General features: G+C 50.1%; 22 protein-coding genes. 6 read left to right on the top strand and 16 right to left on the bottom strand.

Features of this window, described 5'->3' with window-relative positions:
- Window positions 1-3: 3 nt before the first annotated feature.
- The 3 genes from hisD to ICL55_RS17870 all read right to left on the bottom strand — a co-directional run bounded on the left by hisD (window position 4) and on the right by ICL55_RS17870 (window position 2,851).
- Window positions 4-1,263 carry a histidinol dehydrogenase gene (hisD, locus tag ICL55_RS17860; RefSeq protein ID WP_188099703.1) on the bottom strand — a complete coding sequence of 420 codons (1,260 nt, stop codon included), beginning with the start codon at window positions 1,261-1,263 and terminating at the stop codon, window positions 4-6.
- Window positions 1,264-1,280: 17 nt separating this feature from the next.
- Window positions 1,281-2,135, bottom strand: a complete 855-nt coding sequence (hisG, locus tag ICL55_RS17865; protein ID WP_223151490.1) for an ATP phosphoribosyltransferase — start codon at window positions 2,133-2,135, stop codon at window positions 1,281-1,283.
- Between the two features lie 197 nt (window positions 2,136-2,332).
- Window positions 2,333-2,851, bottom strand: a complete 519-nt coding sequence (locus tag ICL55_RS17870; protein WP_188099705.1) for a 3'-5' exoribonuclease domain-containing protein — start codon at window positions 2,849-2,851, stop codon at window positions 2,333-2,335.
- A 265-nt stretch (window positions 2,852-3,116) separates the two neighbouring features.
- On the opposite strand from ICL55_RS17870, the gene ICL55_RS17875 reads away from it, so the two are divergent.
- The 3 genes from ICL55_RS17875 to ICL55_RS17885 are packed head-to-tail and all read left to right on the top strand — an operon-like array spanning window position 3,117 to window position 4,792.
- The gene (locus ICL55_RS17875) at window positions 3,117-3,536 is read left to right on the top strand and encodes a LexA family protein (protein ID WP_188099708.1); all 420 of its coding nucleotides are present in this window, start codon (window positions 3,117-3,119) and stop codon (window positions 3,534-3,536) included.
- A gap of 14 nt (window positions 3,537-3,550) precedes the next feature.
- Complete coding sequence (locus tag ICL55_RS17880) at window positions 3,551-4,036, top strand: hypothetical protein (RefSeq protein ID WP_188099710.1); 486 nt, start codon at window positions 3,551-3,553, stop codon at window positions 4,034-4,036.
- A 3-nt stretch (window positions 4,037-4,039) separates the two neighbouring features.
- Window positions 4,040-4,792 carry an SOS response-associated peptidase gene (locus tag ICL55_RS17885; protein WP_188099712.1) on the top strand — a complete coding sequence of 251 codons (753 nt, stop codon included), beginning with the start codon at window positions 4,040-4,042 and terminating at the stop codon, window positions 4,790-4,792.
- A 12-nt stretch (window positions 4,793-4,804) separates the two neighbouring features.
- Here ICL55_RS17885 and ICL55_RS17890 read toward each other — a convergent pair whose 3' ends face one another.
- From ICL55_RS17890 to rhaT, 9 genes are all read right to left on the bottom strand, one after another.
- Complete coding sequence (locus tag ICL55_RS17890) at window positions 4,805-5,719, bottom strand: helix-turn-helix domain-containing protein (RefSeq protein WP_188099715.1); 915 nt, start codon at window positions 5,717-5,719, stop codon at window positions 4,805-4,807.
- Window positions 5,720-5,741: 22 nt separating this feature from the next.
- Window positions 5,742-6,482, bottom strand: coding sequence for an SDR family oxidoreductase (locus tag ICL55_RS17895; protein WP_188099717.1), 741 nt, complete (start codon window positions 6,480-6,482; stop codon window positions 5,742-5,744).
- 126 nt (window positions 6,483-6,608) lie between these two features.
- Window positions 6,609-8,600 carry a hypothetical protein gene (locus ICL55_RS17900; RefSeq protein ID WP_188099719.1) on the bottom strand — a complete coding sequence of 664 codons (1,992 nt, stop codon included), beginning with the start codon at window positions 8,598-8,600 and terminating at the stop codon, window positions 6,609-6,611.
- Window positions 8,601-8,785: 185 nt separating this feature from the next.
- On the bottom strand, window positions 8,786-9,817 hold the full coding sequence (locus ICL55_RS17905) for a GntR family transcriptional regulator (RefSeq protein ID WP_188099721.1): 1,032 nt from the start codon (window positions 9,815-9,817) through the stop codon (window positions 8,786-8,788).
- A gap of 3 nt (window positions 9,818-9,820) precedes the next feature.
- Window positions 9,821-12,073 carry an alpha-L-rhamnosidase-related protein gene (locus ICL55_RS17910; protein WP_188099723.1) on the bottom strand — a complete coding sequence of 751 codons (2,253 nt, stop codon included), beginning with the start codon at window positions 12,071-12,073 and terminating at the stop codon, window positions 9,821-9,823.
- 1 nt (window position 12,074) lies between these two features.
- Window positions 12,075-13,397 carry an FGGY-family carbohydrate kinase gene (locus ICL55_RS17915; protein WP_188099725.1) on the bottom strand — a complete coding sequence of 441 codons (1,323 nt, stop codon included), beginning with the start codon at window positions 13,395-13,397 and terminating at the stop codon, window positions 12,075-12,077.
- Window positions 13,398-13,425: 28 nt separating this feature from the next.
- A complete protein-coding gene (locus ICL55_RS17920; RefSeq protein ID WP_188099727.1) occupies window positions 13,426-14,700 on the bottom strand; it encodes a sugar isomerase in 1,275 nt (424 codons plus the stop codon).
- A gap of 14 nt (window positions 14,701-14,714) precedes the next feature.
- Complete coding sequence (locus ICL55_RS17925; RefSeq protein WP_188099729.1) at window positions 14,715-16,835, bottom strand: bifunctional aldolase/short-chain dehydrogenase; 2,121 nt, start codon at window positions 16,833-16,835, stop codon at window positions 14,715-14,717.
- An 8-nt stretch (window positions 16,836-16,843) separates the two neighbouring features.
- Window positions 16,844-17,899, bottom strand: a complete 1,056-nt coding sequence (gene rhaT, locus ICL55_RS17930; protein ID WP_188099731.1) for an L-rhamnose/proton symporter RhaT — start codon at window positions 17,897-17,899, stop codon at window positions 16,844-16,846.
- 346 nt (window positions 17,900-18,245) lie between these two features.
- Between rhaT and ICL55_RS17935 the strand changes: the two genes are divergently transcribed.
- The 3 genes from ICL55_RS17935 to ICL55_RS17945 all read left to right on the top strand — a co-directional run bounded on the left by ICL55_RS17935 (window position 18,246) and on the right by ICL55_RS17945 (window position 20,351).
- Window positions 18,246-18,770, top strand: a complete 525-nt coding sequence (locus ICL55_RS17935; protein ID WP_188099733.1) for a Panacea domain-containing protein — start codon at window positions 18,246-18,248, stop codon at window positions 18,768-18,770.
- Window positions 18,751-19,215 (top strand): hypothetical protein, encoded by a 465-nt coding sequence (locus ICL55_RS17940; protein ID WP_188099735.1) that lies wholly within the window; start codon window positions 18,751-18,753, stop codon window positions 19,213-19,215. The genes ICL55_RS17935 and ICL55_RS17940 overlap by 20 nt, the downstream gene beginning before the upstream one ends.
- A gap of 254 nt (window positions 19,216-19,469) precedes the next feature.
- Window positions 19,470-20,351: a type II toxin-antitoxin system death-on-curing family toxin gene (locus ICL55_RS17945; protein ID WP_188099737.1), complete on the top strand. Its 882-nt coding sequence runs from the start codon at window positions 19,470-19,472 to the stop codon at window positions 20,349-20,351.
- A 9-nt stretch (window positions 20,352-20,360) separates the two neighbouring features.
- Here the strand turns inward: ICL55_RS17945 and ICL55_RS17950 are convergent, their stop codons facing one another.
- The 4 genes from ICL55_RS17950 to ICL55_RS17965 form a co-directional block, all read right to left on the bottom strand.
- Complete coding sequence (locus tag ICL55_RS17950) at window positions 20,361-20,939, bottom strand: RNA polymerase sigma factor (protein ID WP_188099739.1); 579 nt, start codon at window positions 20,937-20,939, stop codon at window positions 20,361-20,363.
- Between the two features lie 96 nt (window positions 20,940-21,035).
- The gene (locus tag ICL55_RS17955; RefSeq protein WP_188099741.1) at window positions 21,036-21,626 is read right to left on the bottom strand and encodes a hypothetical protein; all 591 of its coding nucleotides are present in this window, start codon (window positions 21,624-21,626) and stop codon (window positions 21,036-21,038) included.
- A gap of 37 nt (window positions 21,627-21,663) precedes the next feature.
- Complete coding sequence (locus ICL55_RS17960) at window positions 21,664-22,692, bottom strand: PorP/SprF family type IX secretion system membrane protein (RefSeq protein WP_188099743.1); 1,029 nt, start codon at window positions 22,690-22,692, stop codon at window positions 21,664-21,666.
- Window positions 22,693-22,726: 34 nt separating this feature from the next.
- The gene (locus tag ICL55_RS17965; RefSeq protein ID WP_188099745.1) at window positions 22,727-24,718 is read right to left on the bottom strand and encodes an OmpA family protein; all 1,992 of its coding nucleotides are present in this window, start codon (window positions 24,716-24,718) and stop codon (window positions 22,727-22,729) included.
- Between the last annotated feature and the right edge of the window lie 12 nt (window positions 24,719-24,730).

A 24,730-nucleotide genomic window follows, 5' to 3' on the forward strand; every position in this document is an offset into this window, starting at 1 on the left:
AGTTTACTGAAGTCTGACCGTAACGGCATTTTTATGTGCATCCAGTCCTTCTGCTGCAGCCATCGCCTCAATAGTGGGACCGATTTGCTGCAGGCCCTGCGGTGTGATCTGCTGGAAGGTAATTTTCTTTACAAAACTATCCAAAGACACGCCGCTGTAGGCGGTAGCATAGCCGTTGGTGGGCAGGGTATGGTTGGTGCCGGAGGCATAGTCTCCTGCGCTTTCCGGCGTATAGTTGCCGAGAAACACGGAACCCGCGTTGGTCACCTTCTCTGCCACGTTGAGTTCGTTACGGCAGGCCAGGATCAGGTGTTCAGGCGCATAAGCGTTGAGCATCTCCATGGCGGTATCAATATCCTGTACCAGGATCATCTTGCTGTTGTCCAGCGCTGCCGTGGCAATGGACTTGCGGGGCAGCTTGTCCAGCTGTGCCTGCAGGGCTTTTTCCACGTCGGCGATCACTTTTTCGCTGATGGTGACCAGTACCACCTGGCTATCCGGACCGTGTTCAGCCTGAGAGAGCAGGTCGGCCGCCACAAAATCAGGTACACAGCTATCGTCTGCGAGCACCGCCACTTCTGAAGGACCGGCCGGCATATCGATTGCTACTCCTCTTTTGTTGACCAGCTGCTTGGCGCAGGTCACGTATTGGTTGCCCGGACCGAAGATCTTATATACCCGGGGCACGGTCTCCGTGCCATAGGCCATCGCGCCGATAGCCTGTACCCCGCCGATGGTAAATACCCGGGAGATGCCCACCAGTTGAGCCGTATACAGGATAGCCGGGTGTAAAGAAGGCGTACAGAGGATGATCTCCTTACAGCCTGCGATGGTAGCGGGGATACCCAGCATCAGGATGGTAGAGAACAGCGGCGCAGAGCCACCGGGGATATACAGTCCCACTTTTTCGATGCCCACTGGTTTGCGCCAGCATTGTACGCCGGGCATCGTTTCGATGATCTGTGTTTTTTCCTGTTGCGCTTTGTGAAAGGTAGTAATGTTTTTAGCTGCCTGCTGAATAGCGGCTTTCAGCGCAGGTTCCAGTGCTGCTTCCGCGGCGGTGAATGCTTCCGGTTTCACTTCCAGGTCGGTCAGTTGCACCTTATCAAATTCAGCAGCATATTTTTTTACCGCCTGGTCACCGTTCCCCTGCACATCGCGGAGAATGGCTTCCACTTTGGCTTCCAGCGCGGTAGTATCCATCACCGGGCGTTGCAGCAAAGTGTTCCAGGTAGCTTTATCGGGAAATTTTATTGTTTGCATGTTTGCTTCGCTTTTTATCAGATCACCATTTTTTCGATAGGCACTACGAGGATACCCTGTGCACCGGCGGCTTTCAGGCTTTCAATGATATCCCAGAAATCATTTTCATTGAGCACAGAGTGAACTGAGCTCCATCCTTCCTGGGCCAATGGCAGTACCGTAGGGCTTTTCATGCCTGGCAGCAGTCCAATGATGTCATTGAGTTTTTCATTGGGTGCGTTGAGCAGGATATATTTGGTGTTCTTCGCTCTTTTCACCGCCTGAATACGGAATACCAGTTTATCGAGCAGTTGTTGTTGTTCCGGTTGCAGGTGATGGCAGGCAGCGAGTACCGCTTCAGATTTGAGGACGGTTTCCACTTCTTTCAGGCCGTTCATGAAGAGGGTGGAGCCACTGCTGACGAGGTCGCAGATAGCGTCTGCGAGGCCGATGCCGGGGGCTATCTCCACGGAGCCGCTGATCTCGTGGATTTCAGCTTTGATACCGTTGCGTTGCAGGAATTCCTGTACGATCACCGGGTAGCTGGTAGCGATGCGGGTGTTCTCCAAATCCTTTACAGAATTATATTCAAAGGATTTAGGCACCGCCATGGACAGGCGGCATTTGCCGAAGTTTAATTTCTCAACAATGTTCACTTGTTTTTTCTTCTCCAGCACTACGTTTTCGCCGACGATGCCGATATCAGCCACGCCATCTTCGATGTATTGCGGAATATCATCATCACGGAGGAAGAACACTTCCAGCGGGAAGTTGCTGGCTTCCGTTTTCAGTTTGTTAACACCATTGTTAATGTCGATGCCGCATTCCTTCAGCAATTTGATGGAATCATCGTGCAGGCGGCCGGATTTCTGGATGGCGATCTTTAGTTTCATGATGTGTAAAAAATAAAAAAGGGGCTTACCGGTTGGTAAGCCCCTGATGATGAATCTAATATGGTTGTATACACATTATCATCCCAGCCTACCTGCCCGGTAAGAATGATGGTGATGATGGATATGTACGTTGCTAATCATAATGTCGGGACAAAAATAATAAGTAAATCGGGAAATCAAACTTATTTTTTTGTTAATCACCATTTAATTTTCAGGCCATATTCTTTTTTAAGTGTCAGCAAGGCTTCCGCGTTGCCGATGGCGTCATCTACCGGATGATGGGTATGTTTGGTGCGGCGCAGGTGTTTGAAATTCTTAAAGGTATCGTTCACCAGCCCTTTATACAGGCTGCCCAGGTTCTGGGAACTGTGGCCAAAGGGATTGCTGCCGGTGAAATGATGAAAATACCAACAGATAAACATCCAGTCGAATCCATTGTTATCGCTGATAAAAACGGGCCTATCTTTACAGTGCTGGCTAATCCAGGCAGCAAAGGCTGACATCACTTTTTGGGGATCATCGAATTGCAGGGTTTCTTCCCGCGTGTGGCCGGACACGGCCAGCGCTTCCTGGACATAATTATCTGAAATGGGTTTTAACTGTCCGTAAAACGTGGTGTTCAGGCCTTCTTCCACCAGTACGGCACCGAAAGAGATCATGGAATAATCTCCGGGGATGGGGCCGTCTGATTCTACATCTACCATTATATAAGCCATGGGGTGTTGGTTAGGTTGTAGCAAATATAGAAATAGTTCCCCTATTCTGAAACGCTTTCGCAGCGGGGTGCTGCCTGTTTTCAGCGGAAAAAAATTTCCATGCGGCTGTTTTAGCCATCACTTTATTCATCCGGTTGATTTGCCGGCAGTTAGCATCCAATGAGGGTTCCGGCCTTTGCAAATGATCTGTTAATGTATTTTTTAAACTAAATTATTTAGCGTTAATTTGCTAATAATATTAGTATTCATTTAAAGCGATAGTTGTATGGAAGCATTGAAGTGGAGTGAGCCTAACATGACCCTGCCATATTTTGATACCAGTATTGCCGCGGGTCTTCCCTCACCTGCCTTTGACAACGAACAGGAAACCATTGATCTTTCCCGTATCATACCCACTGATGCCCGCAATGCCTTTATTGTGAGGATGAAAGGTGACAGCATGAGCGAGGCGCATATTCCTGATGGCTGCCTTGCGGTAGTGGACCGGTCTATCCGGCCTTCTACCGGTGACATTATCGTGGGCACGCTGAACGGTGAGTTCACCATCAAGCGGCTGGTAAAAGCGGGCCGTAACTGGGTATTACATCCGGAGAATCCGTTCCATAAACCGGTGGTGATCACGGACGACGCGGATTTCCAGGTATGGGGCATTGTAACGGCGGTAATTGTGGACATGCGTAAATAGCGAAACGACAACTTATGCATCATCCGTTAACATTATTGTCGGCAGCGCTGTTATCCGCGCTGCTACAGGAAGAATATCATTTTTTTGTCCGCCAGTCTTATCCTGCGGGCATATCCACCGCTGATGCCCATATCCGGGAAGCATTTCTGATCACACCATATAAAGACATTGCCAGCGCCAACGCACATTTTCAGCATATCCGGTTCGACCGGCGCAAGTATATCTACCAGACCATTCATGCGGAAGAAGTGGAAAAACTCCGCCAGGCAGCCGCGCAGCCGACAGGCTACAAAATATATGTGGCACTGATAGATCCGGAACACGAAACACCAGCCCCGCAACTGGTGCAGCATGTAAAACATTACATCAGTCAATACACCACCTGGCCAACGGAAGATATCCTGATTCAATACGCACTGCAATACGGGGAATTATATCTCTCTCTGAAATATGGAGATGAAGAAATAAAAGTACCTTTACCGGCAATAGAAAGCTACTAAATAATGTGTTACGATATCGCACTGAATGCCAACCTGCAAAAGATCCTGAAGCGGATCCCCCTGCTGCAGACAGGCATCAACCTGGATTTTGACTTTGCCGCCACTTATCATAAAATAGGGATGTCTTTTCCACAGTGGCCTGTTATCGTGGATAACAACGGCCTGCAGCTGGACAGGTTCACCTGGGGCCCTATTCCCAAACTGCTGGACACCGCCGAAAAAGTGAAAAGGCAACGGCAAATGTACCTGAACGCCCGCAGCGAAAAAGTACCGGAAAGCGGCACCATGTGGAACGCTATCCGTCACCAGCGCTGCCTGGTGCCCGTCACCGGCTTCTTTGAATACCGGCAGATACCCGGATGGAAAAACAAAGTAGCTTATTATATCCATTCCCGTGAACAGGATATTTTCTTCATCGCCGGATTGTGGGCCTACTCCAATTCCTGGGATGTGGACAAACCTGAACGTATCCCCACTTTTACCCTGCTCACCCGGGCGGCTAATTCCGTGATGCAACAGATACACAACGGCGGCGATAATGCCGGCCGAATGCCGTTGATGCTGCCGGATGAACTGGCCCTGCAATGGATCAAAAAAGATCTAACCGATACGGATATACGTAATATCATACAACATGAATATCCGGCAGCACAGCTGGAATACTGGCCGGTAAATTCCGTTCGTAAAGTGAAACCAGATGATGAAACCGTCATTGCACGGGTAGAATATGAAGGGCTTCCGGCTGTTATTCAGTAAGCAACCTTCGCTTCAGCTAAATGAACGCCGGTATGCCAGGGGTGTATGGTCGGTTTTGGTCCTGAATAACTTACTAAATGATTGCGGATGCTCAAAACCCAGTCTATAGGCTATCTCCGCTACGGAAAGCGCAGTGGCGCTGAGTAAATCCTTCGCGTAGTCAATGATCTTGTTCTGGATATACTGCTGTGTATTCAACCCGGTAAGGGAACGTAACATATCGCTTAAGTACCGTGGCGACAGATTCAGCCGGGCACTGATGAGCTGCACTGATGGCAGCCCTTCCTTCAATCCACTGTTTCCGTTAAAGTAATCATCCAGCAGCTGGTCCAAAGAAGCTATCAGCTGGTGATTAACCGTCTTTCGGGTAATAAACTGCCGATTATAAAACCGGTTGCTATAGCTCAATAGCAACTCCATCTGCGCCACCAGGATATCCTGGCTGAATTGGTCGATATTCGTTTCCAGCTCACCGGCGATGGTGGCGAACAAATTCCCGATGATATCTTTTTCTTTTGCAGATAAAAACAGGGCTTCCGCCACGTCATAGGAGAAAAAGCCGTATTGACTGATCTGCTGGCCCAATGGATAATTTCTGATAAAGTCAGGGTGAAAATACAACACACATCCTTCATAACTATCTGTGGTACCGGAAGAAATGACGATTTGCTTAGGCTTTAGAAAAGCCAGGCCGCCTTCTTCAAAATCATAATATCCCTGCCCATATTTTACCTGTCCGCTGAATTCTTTTTTAAAAGAAATCTTATAAAAATCGAGGCTGATTTTGGTTCCTTTTTCAAAAGTGTTGATTACTCCTTTACTATAATCTACCCATCCAATCAACGGATGTAACGGTGCAGGTTGTCCCAGGTAACGCATCAACTGGGAAATGCTGCTAAAATGATATGTATCGGATTTATCCTTCATCTTTTCACCATACTAAATGTACTTATTTTTGTGCTGAAGGACGAATGATGATGTCACCAATTTCCACCTCCTGAGGCTGACTAATAGCATACATAACCGCATTGGCAACAGCTTCCGGCGGAATCGCGCGCTGCTCCATATCCCGCTGCATGGCGGCTTTTAATGTTTCATCCCTGATGTTTCCGATAAATCCTGTTTTGACAAAGCCGGGTGAGATCCCGGTGATCCTTACAGCACCGTCCGATTCCTGGCGGAATGCTTCAGCGACGGTGCGGACAGCGTTTTTGGTCGCTGCATACACACCTTGTGTGGGGACAATCTTAATTCCCGCAGTGGAGATAATATTCACGATATGTCCTGATTGTTGTTTTGTAAAAACAGGGATGGCGGCCGCCATACCATATAAAACACCTTTCAGGTTAATGTCGATCATTTCCTCCCAGCCTGTTACGTCTAACTCATCGATCCGGCCAAGGTGACAAACGCCGGCATTGTTCACCATCACATCCAATTTTCCATATTCATTTACTGCGAAATCCACCAGACGCTGCAAGTCGTCTTTGCATTTTACATCTGTTTCTAAAAACACCGCCTCGCCACCTTTATTATTAATGGTATCCGTCAATGTTTTCAGTTGTGCTGTCCTGCGGGCGCCCAGCACCACCTTCGCGCCGTTGGCGGCTAATGTCAGTGCGGTGGCCTCTCCGATGCCGCTACTTGCTCCGGTAATGACGACAACTTTTCCTTTGATTTGATAGAGCATATGTGACCTGATTATTTGATTTAACCAATCCAATTACGATACAAAGTTCCATCACGCTTCTTTTCAAAAAGTAGCTCAACTGGTAAATATCGTAGCCGGATTGGTTAAATCAAAACAATCCTATCCTCATGGAGCCAGACAGAAAGCAATAGATGCAGATGCATCATACTGGCTCTGACGGCCCACACCGTTAATTACTGTGGACGCCACATACAAAGATTCAGCAAATGCTGCTACACCAGGACAGGCGCCCAGCATGTCTGCCACGCTTTTGGTAAACGTTTCTGTGTGGAAGGTAGCCGGGAATAACGCGCCGGACGTGCCAAAATAACCATGGGCACCTTTGATGATACCAAAAGACCAGGTAGCAAATCCCTGTGGGTGAGAAGCGGTCCAATGCAGCTTCACAATATCTGCCGTATTAGTGTATTTCAGGTAACCGCAATTCGGATCTGCCGGTGTTATATTCAACAACGGTATGTCCATGCTGGCGATACACTGATCATTATTTACCAGCAGCGCATTGCTCATGGAAGACACGAGCACATGTGCCCCGTCGTAAAATTCCAGTTTGAGCGTATGTGCGCCATTGGGCACTGATAAACTGTTCAACAGGCACCCCAGGTCGGTATTATAGTATACGAAAGCCGGATTATGGATGTTGTAGAACCCACTGATATCAGGCTTTTGCAGCTCGATGATATCGTAATGTCCGTTCACCGGATTGAGGCGGAGATCATTCCAGGAATCAAAACGCGGGCTACCATCGATCAACACTTTGTAGTAGCGTACGTTGTTGTTCCAGGCATTGTAATGATCGATATTCACCGGCAACGTGCCTCCGAAAGGAGAATCTTTCGGGAACTGGAAAGGATAAGCAGGTTGTGTAGTGGTATCGGCCTTTCCGGCAGCAGTGATCAGGTTCCAGGGCACATAACCGATGCCTTTGTACAGCCAGTTGCCCGAAGTGGCGGTCAGCGTGTATTGGTCCACCTCATCATTGCAACAGATGCAGTAGTTGCCCGGCTGTATCACCGCGATGCTGGACGGACGCGGGGCAGTGCCGCCAATGAATACGTTGACATTACCGCTGGTTTTGGTAACATCTACTGCGGAGATACGGTTGGCCGGATCCCGCTCTGCTACCAGCAGGCGGCTTTCGGTGTTGTCTGCCCAGGTCAGGAAGAACGGGGCTGTTAATCCGCCTGCAATGAGTGTTTTAGTACCGGTAGCCAACGTAATGCGGCTGATGCCGGGTGTTCCGCCCTGTTCAGTAACGTAGGCGGTAGACAGATCGGCTGTAAGGGTTAAGCCCACGGCCAGATTAAGGCCGCTGTACAGCACTGTTTTGGTGCCGGTGTTCAGATCTACGCGTACCAGGTTACCGGGGTTGGCATATTCCACCACGTAAGCCTGCATATGCGCTTCGTCCAGCCACAGCTGCTGTGGCGTATTCAGGCCGGCGCATACCACCGCTGCGGCAGCACGATCTGCTGTAGCGAGATTCACCTTTAACACATTACCGGTACGTTCTGTGACGTAAGCGGTTTGTTCATTGGCGGTCACCGCGATATCTTCCGGCTGATTGTAGCCGCTACCAATATGTCTGTAGATGGGATTCAGCTTATAAGTGACCCATTGTACGCTCAGATTATAACCATAGGTGATCACTTTTAATTTACAATAGTTACCTTCTTTTGTCTGCACGCAGAAAACGTCACCGTTGACCAGTTTATTCGTGGCATCGTTGTTACCAATTATCGGAGTGTTGCTGTAGGCGTAGGATTGCAAGGCAGCGGCTGTCACCAGATTAAAATCGGTAACGCCCAGATTGACAATGCGGGCATTGCCCTGAGGCACCATTTGTCTTTTAACGGCGTCGATCTGTTCCCAAAAGATATCGGCGTTACCGCCGGAAGCGACATTGGTACCGGTTTCACAGTCAAACGACCAGGTACCTTTAATATCAACAGTGCCCTGGGATACCACCGTAGCGGCGGCCGGAGAAAGATCAATAGTGGAAATGAAGCCGCCGTATTCGACGAGGATAAGCTGGTTCCTGTTTTTCAGGTAGCGCGAACCTATCGCGCCAGCCAGACTTGCTGCTAACTTTTTCATGATGTTGGGGTTTAAGCACAACGAGGTAATGCACAGGCGTACCTTGTAGTTTTTGGAGTTTTGGGGTAAAGTGAACTGTATGCTGTTTTCCGGAAACTGCGATACGAAATTACAGCTTCAGCAACACAAAAAGCGCTCTGTAAATACGCATTCTTCGATTACGTATATACACGCAAACTATAATATCAGAGAGAGGCCCTTAGCCGGAGCCGGAAAGGGACTTCCATATGCGCCACCGAACGCTCCAGCACCAGCCTGGCGGCCAGTTCTCCCATCTGCTGAAAATCAGTGGAGATGGTGGTGATACCATTGAGAATAATACGTTTCAGCGGGGTTTCATTGTAGGAAATCACCCCTACCTGCTCCCCTACCGTCAGCTCCAAAGCGTTGATCTTTTCTATCAGTTTTACCAGATCATCTTCCATCAGCGTAATATATACTTCGCCGGCATCTACCGGTTCATCTGCCGCATCGTGGAGGATCTTATAGGAGAATGCATAATCCTGGCAAAAGCGGGTAAATCCGGTCAACAACTCTGACGGAATGTAACAGTCATCGGGGAAGATGATCTTCAGCGTATGATACTTACTGAGCGCCGGACGTGCCTCCCGCAGGGCATTGTAGATGTCTTCCTCAAAATTTTCAAACACCGCGCCAAAGTCGCCGGTGATGCCATCTACCTTCTTATCCAGGATTACCAGTTTGTCTTTGGGTAAGGTATTGATGATCGCATGTGCTTTCTCCCCTCTTTCTGTAAAATGGGGGATGATCACGTAGTAGGAATAATCTTCCCTTTTATTGGTCAATAATTTTTTGAACAGTGCATAATCATTGTTGTAGACATAAAAATCTACTGCCACCTGATCGCCCAATGCGGCCATGAAAGCGTCGTACACGATTTTTTTGTGCGCACTCAGTTTATTGAACAACAGAAATATGCGCGGTATGGCCGGCACTTCGTTGTCAGGAATAAAATACCCCTTTCCCGGTACGGAGCCGAGCACACCTGTTTTTTTCAGATAACGATATCCTTTCTCTGCCGTGTCCCGGGAGATATCCAGTTCAAAGCTCAATTCATTGATAGAAGGCAGCACGTCCGCTGGTTTGATCTGTCCGTTCTCCAATCCTTTCAGAATAGAATTGGCCAGCTGCAGGTATTTCGGCGTAGCCGAATACTCATCTATCACGATCAGGTCTATCAGTCTGGGTACTTTCATATCTCAATAAGTTTCAAAGACATATTTACCTTTTGCTAACGTCGTAAAAAGCATATAGCCGTTCTCGATACCGATCCAGGATATACCTCTTATGGGTACAAAACCGCCACCAATAAAGGCTTCCTGGCCATTTATCTTCACTACCTGCTCCGGCTGGTAAGGAACGGCCACAAACACCTGTGTTCCGAGCTGTGTGTTCAGCTCCAGTTTCACACCGTAACCGGTTTTCGTATACTGCACGGCTATACGTCCTTTTATGGTTTCAAGAGAGCAGCCGACAGCAGACAATCCACCCGGCATTGGCTTCACGAGGTACCGTTCGTATCCGGGTTTCAGGGGTGTTACACCACTTGCGTATTGCGACAGTAAAGTAAGCGGTCCTCCGGACCACGCATGGTTATTGGTTCCGCCTTTATTGTCATCAAACAGTTCATTGAGTGTGGTGTAGTGGTTATCGATCATTACCTGGTAGCGCAACTTCATTCTCTCCAAAGCGTCTTCAGGCGCCTCCATAACAAACAGACTTTCCAGCACATATTTTTCCATATAAGGACTCGCATGGCGGGCTGTCTTCAACAACCGGATAATGGCAGGATAATCGGCCTTATACGCTATGCCGGCGATAACCGCCATGGCGTTGGCACGGTCGTCGGTTTCCCCCTGGTAGTCCGGCGAACGGAAAACACCCTCACGGAGGCAATATCGCCGTGTGGCGTTACGCACCCGCAGTATCTGCTGCTCCAATTGTGTAGCATAGGCGTTATCGTTATACAGGATTGCCATGGTGGCCAGCGCTTTTGCCGCCACGATATACCAGGCATTGTCCAACAATGAAGCATCGATATTGGCGCCCCAGTCGGGCAGGTCCCATCCGCCTTTGCGATGGATGATCATGCCGCGTTCATCTGTCTTCCACAGCGACAGATATTTTTTTACCGCAGGATATACGTAACGCATCGTCGCGGTATCGCCGGTGTATTGGAAGTAGGTGTCTATGCCATGAATAGCGGCCAGCATTTGTTGCGGCAGTTCCTCTCGCCAGTTGCCAGCCGGTATGGGAGCATAGAGGCTGCTGTCCGGCGCCTGCCAGTCAACCAGATTTCGTATAGCCTTTCGGGATAACTGATTGGCATTTGTATCCAATGCGTAGAACGTTTCGCCTATTTCAGTGGCCACATCGCCCCACCAGAGCGCTCTTTCCCTGTCGGGGCAGTCGAAATAATTATCCCGCATGTTAACGTACAACGTACGTTGCGCTTTCTGCCACAGTGTATTCAATGCTGTATCACTGGAATGAAAGGTACCTGTCAGCTTCGTATCATAGCCACTTTCACGGTATTGCAGGGAGATGATTTTCACGGCCCGCGGCATCACATATTGCACGAAATGTCCATTCATCCAGGCTGGGGTTTCGAACGACTGCTCACCTTCCCGGGTGATATATTCCGTGCGAACACTGGCCAGTTCGGGGTTTCCGGCCGTGAGATAATTATCCGTCAGCAGTTGTATTTTCACGCCTGCCGGCGCAGTGATTCTAAATGCCGGTGTCACCTGCGCATTATAAGGCAGACGGCAGATCAGTGTATCTCCTTTTCTCACCGGTTCTCCGATATAATTTTTCAATTCAGCTTCCCGGAAGAAGGGAATGTCGCGTTGTACCAGTTTGTTCCACGGCGCCACCGGTGGCACACCGAAATCCATTACCGGCTGCCAGGCTGCATGATCTGCCTTAGCTGCATCAAAGCCCACATTCGTTTCTGCGAGGCGGAAGTTGGGTTGTATTCCTGCCGGATTGTAATATTCCGTCATCCGGCGGGCTTTCCAGGACGTATTGCTGTTGAAGGCAGTGTCCTCACATTGAAACAGTAATCCATTACGACCGCTGTTTTTGTGGGCAAACCCTTCTTTTCCCCAGAACCAGGTGATCACTGTAATTTCGTTTTCTCCTTTTTGCAGAAAAGGGCCGATATCTATCTCGTCGTAATAAGTGTCTTGCGGATTAGGGCCACGTTTTAGTTGCCCCTCCCGGACAACTGTTCTGGAATTGACCACCAGCGTGTATTTACTGTCGGTGGCGATGCGGACAGTCACCTGTTTTTCCTTTGTGCTCCGCACCGCTTTCTGCGTATAGGCGATCCATTGATTGGGTGTGGATATCGTGTCCAGTCCTATCCAGTGGGCTGTCCATCGTTCCTGTGCCCGGATACCCAGCGGTACCAGGAGCAACAAAAGCAGTATATATTTTTTTATCGGCATATCAGGCATAGTGTTTCAGTTGCACCAGATCGGCAGGCACGGGTTGGGTATTCCAGCTGTCATGTATGACCAGTGCGGCGCCCATGGCAGATGCCTGGGATACGGTGGCAGCATATACGTCCATCTCCGGGAAAGCCGCTGCCAGCAACTGCATGTAGATGTTGTTACGGGCAAAGCCACCATCCACAAAAAGCCGCTTCACGGTGGTATGGCCTAATACCAACCGGGTGGCATACTGTTGCTGCCTTACCAGCATCATGATCAGATGGTGATAGGCGATCGCACTGTTTTCATAACGCGACATTTCCAAAATACTAAATTCCGGTGACTGTGCTAACAGCGTGGTGATCTGCGGATCATAGGGTAGTGCTTTAAAATGCTGCGGATCTTCATTAAAAAAAGCCGCTATCTGCTGTACCGCCGTTTCATGGGCCTGACCTGCAAACAAACGGGAAGCTTTTACGGGAAGCCCGTCGTAGCGAACGTAACAAAGACAGTCCTCCTGCAATGCTGTCGTCGTCAGCGGTTCATGATTGAACGGATTCATGCTGATACACCAGGTGCCGGTCGACAGTAATACAAACGGCTCCCGGAACTGTAGCAGGTAGGGCACCAGGGCGGCGGAGCTGTCATGTATGCCCACGCCTATACGCAGAGGGTGCTGTTGTATCTGTACGGGAGTGGTTTGGGTGGTGGGCGCAATGGGCGGTAACTTATCGAGCCATCCTTCCTGCGCCACCCATGCATGATACTGTTGCCGTGTAAAATCCCACAGGCCTGTATGGCAACCGATGCTGGTCATCTCTGAAACTGGCTGTCCGGAAAACAGATAGCTAAGAAACTGCGGCAGGTGCAGTGAGTAACGGGTACGGCTAAACAGTGATGGCTGACAATGCTGTATACGATAGAGTTGCAAACCTGAATTCAGGCTCCCCAAGGCTGGCGAAGCCGTTTGGTGGGAGAACGATTCCCGACCACCATAAGCCGCATAAAAGCGATTGGATAATTCTTGCGGATATGGTTTCAGGTAGTTGTACAAAGGGCCTGCCGGCACACCTGCTGCATCGACGTACACGAGGCTGGCGCCATAGGCAGATATGTTCAGCGCCCTGACTTCAAAGTTCTCCATCGCTAGTACCGCTGCCAGTTGCTGTTGCATATTACGCATGAGCAACAGCAGGTCTTCACAGGGATCGCCGGTATCATCTGTCGTTTCCTGCATGCAGGTTTGCTGCTCAAAAACAATGTGGTATTGTTCATTGAGCAGCAACAGTTTTTTATTGGTTTTGCCTATATCAAAAACAGCTATAACGGGAACGGGCATGTGGAATTTATTTATACGGCGGGATGTTTTACAACCCGGTGGCGATGGCAGTTTTACCTCTTTCGCGGACCAGCTGTTCGCGCACTTTTGTTTGTCTGAAAACAGCCAGCGGGTCCAGTGCGCCGCCGGCGCGGAGACGGGCTTCTGCGATCAGCGGCCTTACATCGGTGCGGAAAGCATTTTGCAGTATTTCCTGCGCCAGTACCGTATCGTGATTATTTTGCGCGGCGGTGAGCTGCTCACGGTCTACCAGCAAGGCCTGCGCGTAGGCGATGCGGATTGCTTCCACTGACTGCAGCAGGTCTTCCAGCGGGTCTTTCACATTATGACTGGCGTCGATCATCCAGCCCATGTCTGTGGCGTGTTGCATATGCCTGGCATCCATGCCGTCTATCAGTTCATTGAAGATGAGAAACAGCTGATAAGGCCGGATGCTGCCCACCGTCAGATCATCATCGCCGTACCTGGAATCGTTGAAATGGAAGCCGCCCAGTTTTCCTTCGCGGAGCAATAAGGCCACGATCTGCTCGATGTTGGCGTTGGGCAGATGATGTCCTAAATCCACCAGGGTGAAAGCTTTCGGCCCCAGTTTGGAAGTATATAGGAGCGACTGGCCCCAGTCGCCCACCGTCGTGGAGTAGAAGTTAGGTTCATACGCTTTGTATTCTATCAGCAGTTTCCAGTCGTCCGGCAGCGCCTGATAAATTTCACCGAAGCTTTCCAGCGCATGGTCAAAAGCGCGGCGGAAATTGAGCTGACCGGGAAAGCAGGAGCCATCGCTCAGCCATATGGTGAGGGCTTTGGAGCCCAGGTCGCGGCCGTATTGTATCACTTCCAGGTTATGTGCGATAGCCTGCTGACGTGTATGCTTGTCCGTATGAGCGAGGGAGCCGAATTTATAGCTGTGTTCCTGGCCGGGCTGGTCCTGGAAGGTATTGGAGTTCATGGCATCGAATGCCAGTCCCAGCTGGGAGGCCACTGCGCGGATATGTGCCGCGTTGGAGGGGATGTCCCAGGGGATGTGCAGGGAAACAGCGCCGCTGCCGCGATTGAGTGCATGCAGGAGGCCGATATCTTCCAGTTTCTCTTCCAGCGAGCGGGGTTCGCCGCCGCCCGGGAAGCGGCCGAAGCGGGTACCACCGGTGCCGAGGGCCCAGCTGGGGATGGCTACCTGGAAGGCGGTCAGTTTGCTGATGATGTCTTCTGTATGTGGTATTTCCTGTCGAAGGAACTGAAGCCTGCGTTGGTGCGTTGCCGTGAGGGACCCGTTACCCGCCTCGATCCGATGTTGGTCTATCTGCATACAAACAATTTTTATTATCTGACAAAAGCAGCGGCGATACCGCCGTCCACGTTTAGTACGTTACCGGTTGATTTGTGGAGGAGTCCGCCCGCGAGGGCGAAACACGCGTTGGCAATATCTTCCGGCAGGATGATTTCATTCAGCAGTGTGCGTTTGGCATAGAAAGCGGGCAATTCGGCTACGGTGATGCCATAAGCTTTAGCGCGGCCTTCCGCCCAGGCGCCTTCCCATATTTTACTGTCAGAGATGACCGCATCCGGATTAACAACGTTAACGCGTATACGATCTTTCCCCAGTTCCGCTGCGTTGAGCCTGCTAAGATGCAGTTGTGCTGCTTTAGCTGAGCCATAGGCTGCATTATCCGGGCCGCTCATCAGTGCATTTTTGCTGACGATATTGATCACATCACCACCGAGCTGTTGTTTTCTCATCACTTCCACGCCGGCCTGTGTTACGAGGAACTGTCCTTTTACCAGCACGTCGTAGAGCAGGTCCCAGTCCGCCTCCGTATGGGCTTCCAGCGGTTTGGAGATGGAGAGGCCGGCACAATTCACGATCAGGTCTACCCCACCGAATACCAGTGCAGCCTGCGCAAAAGCTTGTGTAATGGTAGCCGGGCGGGTAACATCCAACAACGCAGCCGTGAAAGCGTCTTTACCAACTTGCTGCTCAAAATCGCGGCTGACGCTCTGCAGGCGTGTTTCATCATTATCGCTGATGACCACCACCGCACCTTCCGCTATAAACTTCCGTGAAATGGCTTTGCCGATGCCGCCGGCGCTGCCTGTCACCAGGGCCACGCGACCGCTGAGTGCTTTGGGCTTAGGCATCCGTTGCAGCTTTGCTTCTTCCAGCAGCCAGTATTCGATGTTAAAAGCTTCCTGCCTTGGTAACGAAATATACTCAGAAATTGCTTCAGATCCACGCATCACATGGATCGCGTTGATATAAAATTCTGCCGCCACGCGGGCTGTCTGTTTGTCTTTGGCGAAAGTAAACATGCCGATGCCGGGCCACAGGATCACTACCGGGTTAGGATCGCGCATAGCCGGGCTGTTATCATGCCGGCACTGCTGATAATATTCCGCATACATGCGGCGATAGGCTTCAAACAGCGGCGCTATCCTGCTTTTCACCGCTGGCAGATCGTGCAGGTCTTCCTCAGGAGCGATGTCCAGCACCAGCGGGGAGATTTTAGTCCGCAGGAAATGGTCCGGGCAACTGGTGCCCATGGGCGCCAGGCGGTGCAGGTCTTTCGCGTTGATGAACGCCATCACCTCCGGCGCGTCCGTAAAATGTCCTACCATTGACTGATAAGAAGAGGCGAAGCCCCGCAGCACCGGCGCCAGCGCGGCCGCCTGGCGGCGACGTTTCTCCCCAGGCAGGTCTGGTATCACCGCGCCGCCAAATACCGCAGGCTGCTGAGATACTTTCGCATGGATATAATCCGCCGCTTTATCGATCACTTCCAATGTGTTCAGGTAACATTCATACGCCGTGTCTCCCCAGGTAAACAGGCCATGGGAGCCGAGGATAATACCCCTGATACCCGGATGATCGTGCAGGCATTTCCGTAGTTGCAGCCCCAGATCAAAGCCTGGTCGTTGCCAGGGCACCCAGCCGATGGCGCCGCCGAACAGTTCTTTCGTGATCTGTTCACCATCTTTTGCCGCAGCAATGGCGATCACCGCATCCGGATGCAGATGGTCAATATGTTTAAACGGCAGAAACGCATGCAGCGGGGTGTCGATGGATGGAGGCCGGGAAGCAGGGTCATACAAACAGAGATTAAACAGGTCCACCATCTCATCTTCAAAGGCGATACCGCGGTATACGTTTTCCAGGTTTCGGAGGCGGTCAGTGTACAACGCAGCGAGGCCATTACGTTTCAGGGTGCCGAGGTCGCCGCCGGAACCTTTTACCCACATGACTTCCGTTTCCCTGCCGGTAAGCGGGTCCGGCACCACGGCTTTACAGGAAGTATTGCCACCGCCATAGTTCGTGAGACGCAGATCGGCGCCCAGCAGATTAGAGCGGTATATCAGCAGCGCTACTTCATCGCCGGCCATGGCCGCGGCGGTAGCATCATCCCATAAATAACTGACATTTTTAAACTGTGTTCTTTCCAGCGACATACAAATATTTATTTAAGAGAGTTTCCGTAACCAACGATTAATACAGAAAGGAGAATAGTGAGATTACCGGCGATGATCGTAGCCCTGGCCCTGGTGCTGACGCCCTTCCATTCTTTGAGCACCAGCCCCCACATGTTGGCGATCAGGATGATAAAAGCCATATGCAGTATCCAGGAGCTGGCGCCGTTGCCCAGTTTGCTTTCGCCCATGCCGTAAAAGAAAAACTGCAGAAACCAGGTGGTGCCGGCCAGCGCCGAGAAAAAGTAGTTCGCTGCCAGCGGCGTTTGTTTATTGGTATAATCCACGTAGGAGCGATTGCGCAGATTCAGGAACAGACACCAGACCAGATTGGTGGTCAGGCCACCCCAGAGCAGCACCACGTAGGTCACGTTGTTTTGATACAATGGGTCCAGTCCACGCAATACGGCCATCTCCGCCATACTTTTTCCGGCTTCTATGCCATATACGAAACAGGAGCTGAGAATGCCTGATACCACGCCCACTATCAGTCCTTTTACTACATTGAACTCCGCCACCGTCTTTTTCTTTTCCCCTTCCGGCAGTTCCTTTTCTTTCATCATGCCTGCCCTTCCGCAGATGCAGATACCCGCGAGGCATACCAGCATACCTGCCAGGACTACCTGTCCCCAGCTAGTGTGGAGCATGTCTGACAGCGATGTTTTACCGGCAGCAGGAACGATGTTGTAGTATATCGCCGGTACCAGTGCCCCGAACAGGGAGCAGCAGCCCAGCATCACCGAGTTGCCCAGTGACATGCCGAGGTAACGTATGCCCAGTCCATAGGTGAGGCCACCGATGCCCCATAGCAGGCCGAAGATATAAGTCGCCCCCAGCGTGCGCCACGATGCCTGCGTGATGAATTCACCGAACCCCGGCAGGGTAAGCCATGCCGCTACCGGTGGTACTATCAGCCAGGAGAACAGTCCTCCTGCCAGCCAATAAGATTCCCAATGCCAGCCTTTTACTTTTTTGAAGGGCATGTAGAAGCTGCCCGAGGCGAAGCCGCCTATGAAGTGGAATATGATACCTGCGATTACAGCCATGTGGAATTTTTGTATCTGTTTTTACTAAAGTAGAGAAATCAGTGGGCCGGGCTGTCATGGACTGTTATGGGGGTACACAATTCATTGTTTGTATTGGGTTCTATGGATTTATCCCCTGTAAAGGAGATGATACCCAAATTATCACCTGGATCGAATTTCAATCATTTACAAGTAGTTAACATTTAGAGAGATGTATTGGCGGATATTGCAGGCTATTCACTCAAAAAACACCTGGATTATGTTTGTAAACCTACTATCTGCCACTGTCTTTTTCAGATTGTTTGAAAGAGGAAGATTGGCCATAAAAAATACCCTTATAAGAATAACACATATTAATACGGCTTCAATGAAAAAACGATTTAAAGGAAGTAGCCCATATCAGCCAAACCCGGTGGTGCACACTGTCGATCAGATAGCGGATTGGTTTCTGGCGAGGCTGGACACCAACGCCGGAGATACCATTTCACCGCTGAAGTTACAGAAACTGGTCTATTACGCACAGGCATGGCATCTGGCTATTTTTAATCAACCGCTTTTTAATGAACCCATTCAGGCCTGGGTACATGGACCTGTTGTCCCAAGTCTCTATCAGCGTTTTAAGGACAACTGCCGCGATTGCCTCATCGGGATAAATACCAATGGTCTGGAGAAGACTAATTTTCCCTCTGAAACAGAAGACCTGTTAAACGAAGTGTATTCAATTTATGGAGAACACTCAGCCAGTTATCTGGAACAACTGACACATCGTGAGATGCCATGGATCAAGGCGAGAAAAGGGGTGCCTTTGTATCAGCGTTCCGAAGAGGTGATTACGGTTGAATCTATGATTGATTACTATAAAGCATTAAGAAATGGGAAAAAAACATCTTAATCGCGGTATTATTTCAAGGGAGGCTGGTGATCATAGAAAAGCGCATCAATATGCCATTCCCAATCCATCTTCGATGCATGACTGGTCGCAAGGAGGCAACAATGCTCATATACATCTGTCCATACGGTTCCTTCAGCATGACCATGAATGCTTTTCTGATTGGGGGAAAGCAGATATGAAGGCATTCTGGTATTTTCAGTCTAAGCTCCATAAGTTCACCTGGCAGCAGGCTTATGACACCTCTCGTAAAACCGATAAAAGTGGGCTGGGATATACGAAGATTTCACGCAACAACTATCCCGACAGCGAATTCAAAAAGTCCCTTGGTGATGAGGTAGAATTATTTGAATTACGGGTTGATCATACCAAAAGGGTACATGGTTTTCGCATAAGATCAATATTTTATTTGTGTTGGCTTGATAAAGGCCATAAAATCTGCGCTTGACAATATATTAATTCACGAACCATGTCATTACGAAAAATTCAAAGCGGAGGCCCTGTTCAACCTGCCGAAAACAGGGAAAATCGAACTGTCAAGTAATACTTGACAGTTCGATTCACGAAAATGATGAAGTAAACCGCCATAATTGAACCGACAAGGAATCCTTGTCAGTTCATTTCACACTACCATAAATAAATATTTTCTTAATATATATTTGCAAATCATCTATATATTTTTTAACCCAAAAGAGAAAAGCCATGTTTCACATTACAACCACAGGTAATAACCCTGCCCTTGTCTATCAAACAGACACAGAGCTCACTTCCGTTGAGATTCAATTAAAACACAACAATATCTGGCTCACACCAAGACAGATAGCGATATTATTTCGTCAATCTGAAGACAATATCCGCCTTCAGATCAATGATATTTATCTGGAAGGGGAAGCCGATGAAGCCCTCACCAATAGTGGTGCCGATGATTATGCGCTGGATATCGCCATTGCGGTAGCTTATCGTATTAGATCCAGGCGCACCATTGAATTCCGGACATGGGTAACCAAAACCATCCGCACGCGGCTGATGCAGACGGCACCATCCGCTCCTACCGGTCAAGACGAGGCCGCGGCCTTACAACAGGTGCTGACCGATTATGCGCACGCGTTAGATATACTCGACCAATATGACCATCAGCGGCTGCAGACTATCGGCACTACAGCGGACAATCTTTTCCACATTACCTATCCGGCAGCCATGGAAGCCATCCATGGACTGAAGGACAAATTTGGAGGCAGTAGCCTGTTTGGCAACGAAAAAGATGATTCTTTCCGCAGTTCACTGGCGGTCATTTACCAGACATTCGACGGCAGGGAGTTGTATCCCGGTGTAGAAGAGAAAGCAGCGCACCTGTTATATTTCGTGGTGAAAAACCACTCTTTTTCAGATGGCAACAAGCGTATCGCTGCTTTTCTGTTTGTCTGGTTTATGGGAAGAAATAGTTTGCTCTACCGAAGAGATGGGTCCAAACGTATCGCGGACAACGCACTCGTAGCCATGACGCTGATGATTGCAGAAAGTAAAGCCGACGAAATGGACATGATGATTAAAGTAGTGGTTAACCTGATAAATACACTGAATTAATACCGGGTGTCAGGCCTCTTCTACCAACATCTGTTTCCGCAGGTTCATGATCGCGTAGCGTACCCTGCCCAGGGCAGTATTGATACTGATACCGATGGTTTGCGCCATCTCTTTGTAACTCAGGTCTGCATAATAGCGTAAGATCACCGCTTCGCGCTGCACCGTTGGCAGCTGGTCCAGCATGGCGCCTATCTCCTGATTGGTTTCATGTGTGATCAGGTGATGTTCTGCGCTGTGTTCCATCAGGTCCAGGCTATCTCCCATTTCATCATTATAGGGCGCCACCATGGTTTTACCCCAGGCGCTGGCTTTACGGAAATGGCTGATGCAGCAGTTGTGGGCAATCCGTACGGCCCAGGCCAGGAAGCGGTTGTTGTCAGCATATTGTCCACTGTGCAGCGCGTTGACAATCTTGATGAAAACTTCCTGAAAAATATCTTCTGCCAGATCGCGGTTGCGTACCAGCAGTACGATAGTTGTATACAATCTGTTTTTGTGACGATGCACCAACGTCGTAAACGCATGGTTATCGCCGTCTATATACAAGCGAATGAGTTCGTGGTCGGTAAAATCAGAATACTTGTTCATACACAGGTTTCAAGCGTTAAAAAATAAGTTCAGGAAACGGTCTCCCTCGACAGGGAGACCATTATTTCTATATGCTGGAGGCTATGAGTAAATAACCTAGTCTTGCAGATTCAGCGCTTGCCGAACCTGGCTATAATTTTTCCAGTCCAGACTGCTGGCAGAACGAGCAGTTACACCGCCCGGAACAATCACATAACGGTACTGATAACGTTTACCAGTCGACGTTGTCTGGGTACTGGGATTACCATTAGAAATAAGGCTGATGGATTTGGAAGCTGCCACATAACGGATCAGCGTTCCGTATTCATCGGTATAAGGCAGCAACACAATGCTCTGCTGCGAAGCAGTGCCCAGATTGATATACACATTTACCAGGGCGTTGGCCAATACCGCCGAATCCAGTTTAGGCGCAGAGATAGCCGCGGCATACAATATAGTATCCACGCTACCATCAGGGTTCGTAGATGTCTGAGCCCCCTGAAAACGAACATCCAGCCAGCCGGAATAAATAACATTGGCGGAACCGGGATCACCTGGATCACCTTTAGGGCCTTGCGGACCTTGCGTGCCATTGTTACCAGCAGGACCGGCAGGGCCGGCAGGACCATCCTTAGAGCAGGACATGAAAAATACTACAGCAGAAAGAACCAGTGCATAGGGCATGCAACGCATTACTTGTTTGATCATTACAGTTTGGATTTAAGTGTTTATTTTGATTGATTTTTTACCATACGTTCCGCGGACAGGTATCTCCGTATTTGTTACCCAGCAGGAAACCGATCATGATCTCATGTGATCCTTTGCTGACGGTATTTAACGAAGACGCCGTATAGTCGTAGGAGTAACCGATATTGAAGGTGGAGTTGATGTTCACCCCAAACATGCCCGCCACACCATCGTGCAACCGGTAGGATGCTCCCACCCAGAGCCGGTCGCGGTACATCATACGGGCATTTACATCCACGCTGACCGGCATCGCGGTAATGAACTTCACCATCACAGAGGGCAGCACGTTGATGTCATCGTTTATCCATAAGCGATAGCCTGTCGTGAAAAAGAGATGTGGCACCAGCTTACCGCGGTATACGCTATCGCCGACCAGTTTTCCGTTATCGTAACCGATATTCTGCGGGATGATGTTCTGGGCAGAGATACCTGCAAAAACATCGGCTGAATACAGCCACAGGCCGGCGCCGATATCCGGGCGCCAGCGGTTGAGGATGCCGGTACCGCCGATGGCCGGATCGTTAGGGTCCAGGAACCCTACTTTGCTGGCATCGAGGCTTACCTGCTGCATACCGAGCGACAGGCCCGCGCTCAGGCTGGTCCTGGGCGACAGGTTGATATGATGCGCATAGGCGGCACTGATGGAGAAGCGGTTAAGCGGCCCTGCCTTGTCATTCAGGATCGTCAACCCCGCGCCGGGATGTGGCGGAGGCGTCGTATAGTCGCGCCAGTAAGCTTTGCCCCGTGGGTTCTCACCGGGCATTTCAAAGCCGGTAGGCGAGGCATTACTATAGTCCGATTTGCGCAACGGCCCGTGCACCGTCAGATAGGTAGTCACCGGCGCACCATTCAACCCTGCCCACTGATGCCGGTGGCTCAGGCGCAGGTCCCAGTAATTTTCTATTCCTGCCACAGCAGGATTGATGATGAAAGGATTCATGATATACTGTGTATAGTGCGGCTGTTGCTGCGCCTGCACCCACATCGCCATCAATCCTATCAGACCAGTTAACACAAACTTTTTCATGACTCAATGTTTTAGGTTAAAAACAGGCCCGCATTTATTTCTTCGTTATCGTGAAAGTGGTCCTTCTGTTCTTCTGTCTTCCTTCCGGATTGTCTGATCCATCCGGCAGCGTGTTGGGCTCTATTGGCATGGATGCACCGTAACCTTTGTGGGTAAGGCGATGAGGGTCTATCCCTTTTTCCACGAGGTAGTCTACGCAGCTCTTGGCACGGGCTTCGGAGAGACGTTGGTTGTATCGGTTGCTGCCTTTGCCGTCGGTATGCGCGCTCAGTTCTATCTCCATGGCAGGATTGGCCTGCAGCAGGGTTACCAGTTTATCCAGGGAAGCAAATGATTCCTCTTTGAGCGTCGCTTTGTCGTAATCGTAGTACACATTCTCCAGTGTCACCGGTGATGGTGGCGGCACTATCGGGGTAAGGCACAGTTCCGGTGCTGTGATGGCCACGGTATCTTCATTCTGTGGCACACCGATATGCTGTGTTCCCTGCGTATAACCGACAGCGTTAGCCACGGCTACCAGCGGCTGGTATTCGTTCAACGTAAAGGCATAGCTGCCATCAGCGCCGGTGCTGCGGGTGGTGATCACCTGATGGCTAACGGTATCGATGATACGTACTTCTGCACCGGCTACTGGCGTGTTGCTGTTACAAGCCACCACGATACCGCTGAGCTGCCGCGCCGGACGGGTTTTATGCAGAAAGAAGAGTTCGAGGCAGCATTCTGCCGCTCTGTCTGTGCCTAGCAGCACGTCGTCGAGCAGATTGCGGTTGTTGCTGCGGCTGGCGAAGTAGATATCGTCTTTCACAGAATTAACCGGATATCCCATATTCACCGGCGTCTGAAAGCTGCCTACTTCTCCCCTGCTGCTGAAAAAATCGTAGCCGCCCATGCCGGTCCGGCCGTCTGTGGAAAACACCAACGTGCGGGTGGCGGTATGGTAATAAGGCGCCTGCTCATTATCTGCGGTATTGATCACTTCGCCGAGGTTGACGGTGCTCACCGGCTTACCCGCTTCGTCCAGTGTGGCGCACCACAGGTCAAAGCCGCCTTGTCCGCCGGGACGGTCGCTGGCATACAGCAGGTGTTTGCCATCAGGCAATACAAAAGGTTGCTGCGTGTTGCTGCCCGGCACATTGATCACCGCGTCCAGGGGCGCAGGTTCTCCCCAGCTGTTACCGGCTTTACGGGATACCCAGATAGCGGTGATTTTTTTCCCGTGATCTATTTGCCAGCGGGTGATGAACAACTGCTGTCCATCAGGGCTGATGCTGACAGCGCCCTGGTGCAGCGATTCAGGCTGGGCAACCGGCAGCAACCGGATGTTGGCAGCCTGCCCGTCGGCATAGTCAGCGGTGTACACCCTGTTAATGAACCCCTTGTTTTTGGCAGGGTCCGGACGGGTGGAGGTAAACAGCAACGCGCCATCAGCTGTCCAGAGCGGCGCATAGCTGGCGCCTGTGGTATTCAGCGCAGCCGGCGCTTTACGTATTTCATAGAGGGAAAGGTCAGACCGTTTTAATTGGGCATTGATAAATGCGAGGTTATTGACTTCCCGTTCGGCGGAAATACTGTAGCTGTCTTTGGAGCCATAGCCCTGGAGGAAGCTATGGAAGGCCTTCTCCGCTTCCTCGTATTTGCCGAGGGCACGCAGTGAAACAGCATAATAGTAGGCAGCCAGCGGGAAATTCTTTCTGTCTGCTTCCAGTACATTTTCGTAGTGAGGCGCCGCTTTTTCATAGTTATGCAGGTTGCGGTAGCTTTCTGCCAGTTTATATACTGCCTGTTGCTCACTGCTTACCGGTACCATGTTCTTACGACTGGCATTCACTGCCGCATAAGGTTTATAGGAATCCTTCCGGAAGGATTTAGTTCTGGTGCCGAGGTATTTTTCATAATACTGTACAGCGGAATTGTAATCTTCTTTTTTATAGTACTGATCGGCGGCTTTCAGGTAATCGTAGGTAAACTGCGCCTGTAGCGTCATAGTGGCCAGTAACACGGATGCGGTAAAGAATATTTTTTTCATGAGATGTCTGTT

Source organism: Chitinophaga varians (assembly GCF_014529945.1).
Lineage (GTDB): Bacteria > Bacteroidota > Bacteroidia > Chitinophagales > Chitinophagaceae > Chitinophaga > Chitinophaga varians.

Coding starts and splice junctions, on each gene's coding strand:
- ICL55_RS17905 (WP_188099721.1), bottom strand. CDS start 9,817: ATGAAAGTACCCAGACTGATAGACCTGATCGTGATAGATGAGTATTCG.
- ICL55_RS17895 (WP_188099717.1), bottom strand. CDS start 6,482: ATGCTCTATCAAATCAAAGGAAAAGTTGTCGTCATTACCGGAGCAAGT.
- ICL55_RS17925 (WP_188099729.1), bottom strand. CDS start 16,835: ATGTCGCTGGAAAGAACACAGTTTAAAAATGTCAGTTATTTATGGGAT.
- ICL55_RS17965 (WP_188099745.1), bottom strand. CDS start 24,718: ATGAAAAAAATATTCTTTACCGCATCCGTGTTACTGGCCACTATGACG.
- ICL55_RS17945 (WP_188099737.1), top strand. CDS start 19,470: ATGTTTCACATTACAACCACAGGTAATAACCCTGCCCTTGTCTATCAA.
- hisG (WP_223151490.1), bottom strand. CDS start 2,135: ATGAAACTAAAGATCGCCATCCAGAAATCCGGCCGCCTGCACGATGAT.
- rhaT (WP_188099731.1), bottom strand. CDS start 17,899: ATGGCTGTAATCGCAGGTATCATATTCCACTTCATAGGCGGCTTCGCC.
- ICL55_RS17910 (WP_188099723.1), bottom strand. CDS start 12,073: ATGCCGATAAAAAAATATATACTGCTTTTGTTGCTCCTGGTACCGCTG.
- ICL55_RS17900 (WP_188099719.1), bottom strand. CDS start 8,600: ATGAAAAAGTTAGCAGCAAGTCTGGCTGGCGCGATAGGTTCGCGCTAC.
- ICL55_RS17955 (WP_188099741.1), bottom strand. CDS start 21,626: ATGATCAAACAAGTAATGCGTTGCATGCCCTATGCACTGGTTCTTTCT.
- ICL55_RS17885 (WP_188099712.1), top strand. CDS start 4,040: ATGTGTTACGATATCGCACTGAATGCCAACCTGCAAAAGATCCTGAAG.
- ICL55_RS17940 (WP_188099735.1), top strand. CDS start 18,751: ATGGGAAAAAAACATCTTAATCGCGGTATTATTTCAAGGGAGGCTGGT.
- ICL55_RS17890 (WP_188099715.1), bottom strand. CDS start 5,719: ATGAAGGATAAATCCGATACATATCATTTTAGCAGCATTTCCCAGTTG.
- ICL55_RS17915 (WP_188099725.1), bottom strand. CDS start 13,397: ATGCCCGTTCCCGTTATAGCTGTTTTTGATATAGGCAAAACCAATAAA.
- ICL55_RS17920 (WP_188099727.1), bottom strand. CDS start 14,700: ATGCAGATAGACCAACATCGGATCGAGGCGGGTAACGGGTCCCTCACG.
- ICL55_RS17935 (WP_188099733.1), top strand. CDS start 18,246: ATGAAAAAACGATTTAAAGGAAGTAGCCCATATCAGCCAAACCCGGTG.
- ICL55_RS17870 (WP_188099705.1), bottom strand. CDS start 2,851: ATGGCTTATATAATGGTAGATGTAGAATCAGACGGCCCCATCCCCGGA.
- ICL55_RS17950 (WP_188099739.1), bottom strand. CDS start 20,939: ATGAACAAGTATTCTGATTTTACCGACCACGAACTCATTCGCTTGTAT.
- hisD (WP_188099703.1), bottom strand. CDS start 1,263: ATGCAAACAATAAAATTTCCCGATAAAGCTACCTGGAACACTTTGCTG.
- ICL55_RS17880 (WP_188099710.1), top strand. CDS start 3,551: ATGCATCATCCGTTAACATTATTGTCGGCAGCGCTGTTATCCGCGCTG.
- ICL55_RS17960 (WP_188099743.1), bottom strand. CDS start 22,692: ATGAAAAAGTTTGTGTTAACTGGTCTGATAGGATTGATGGCGATGTGG.
- ICL55_RS17875 (WP_188099708.1), top strand. CDS start 3,117: ATGGAAGCATTGAAGTGGAGTGAGCCTAACATGACCCTGCCATATTTT.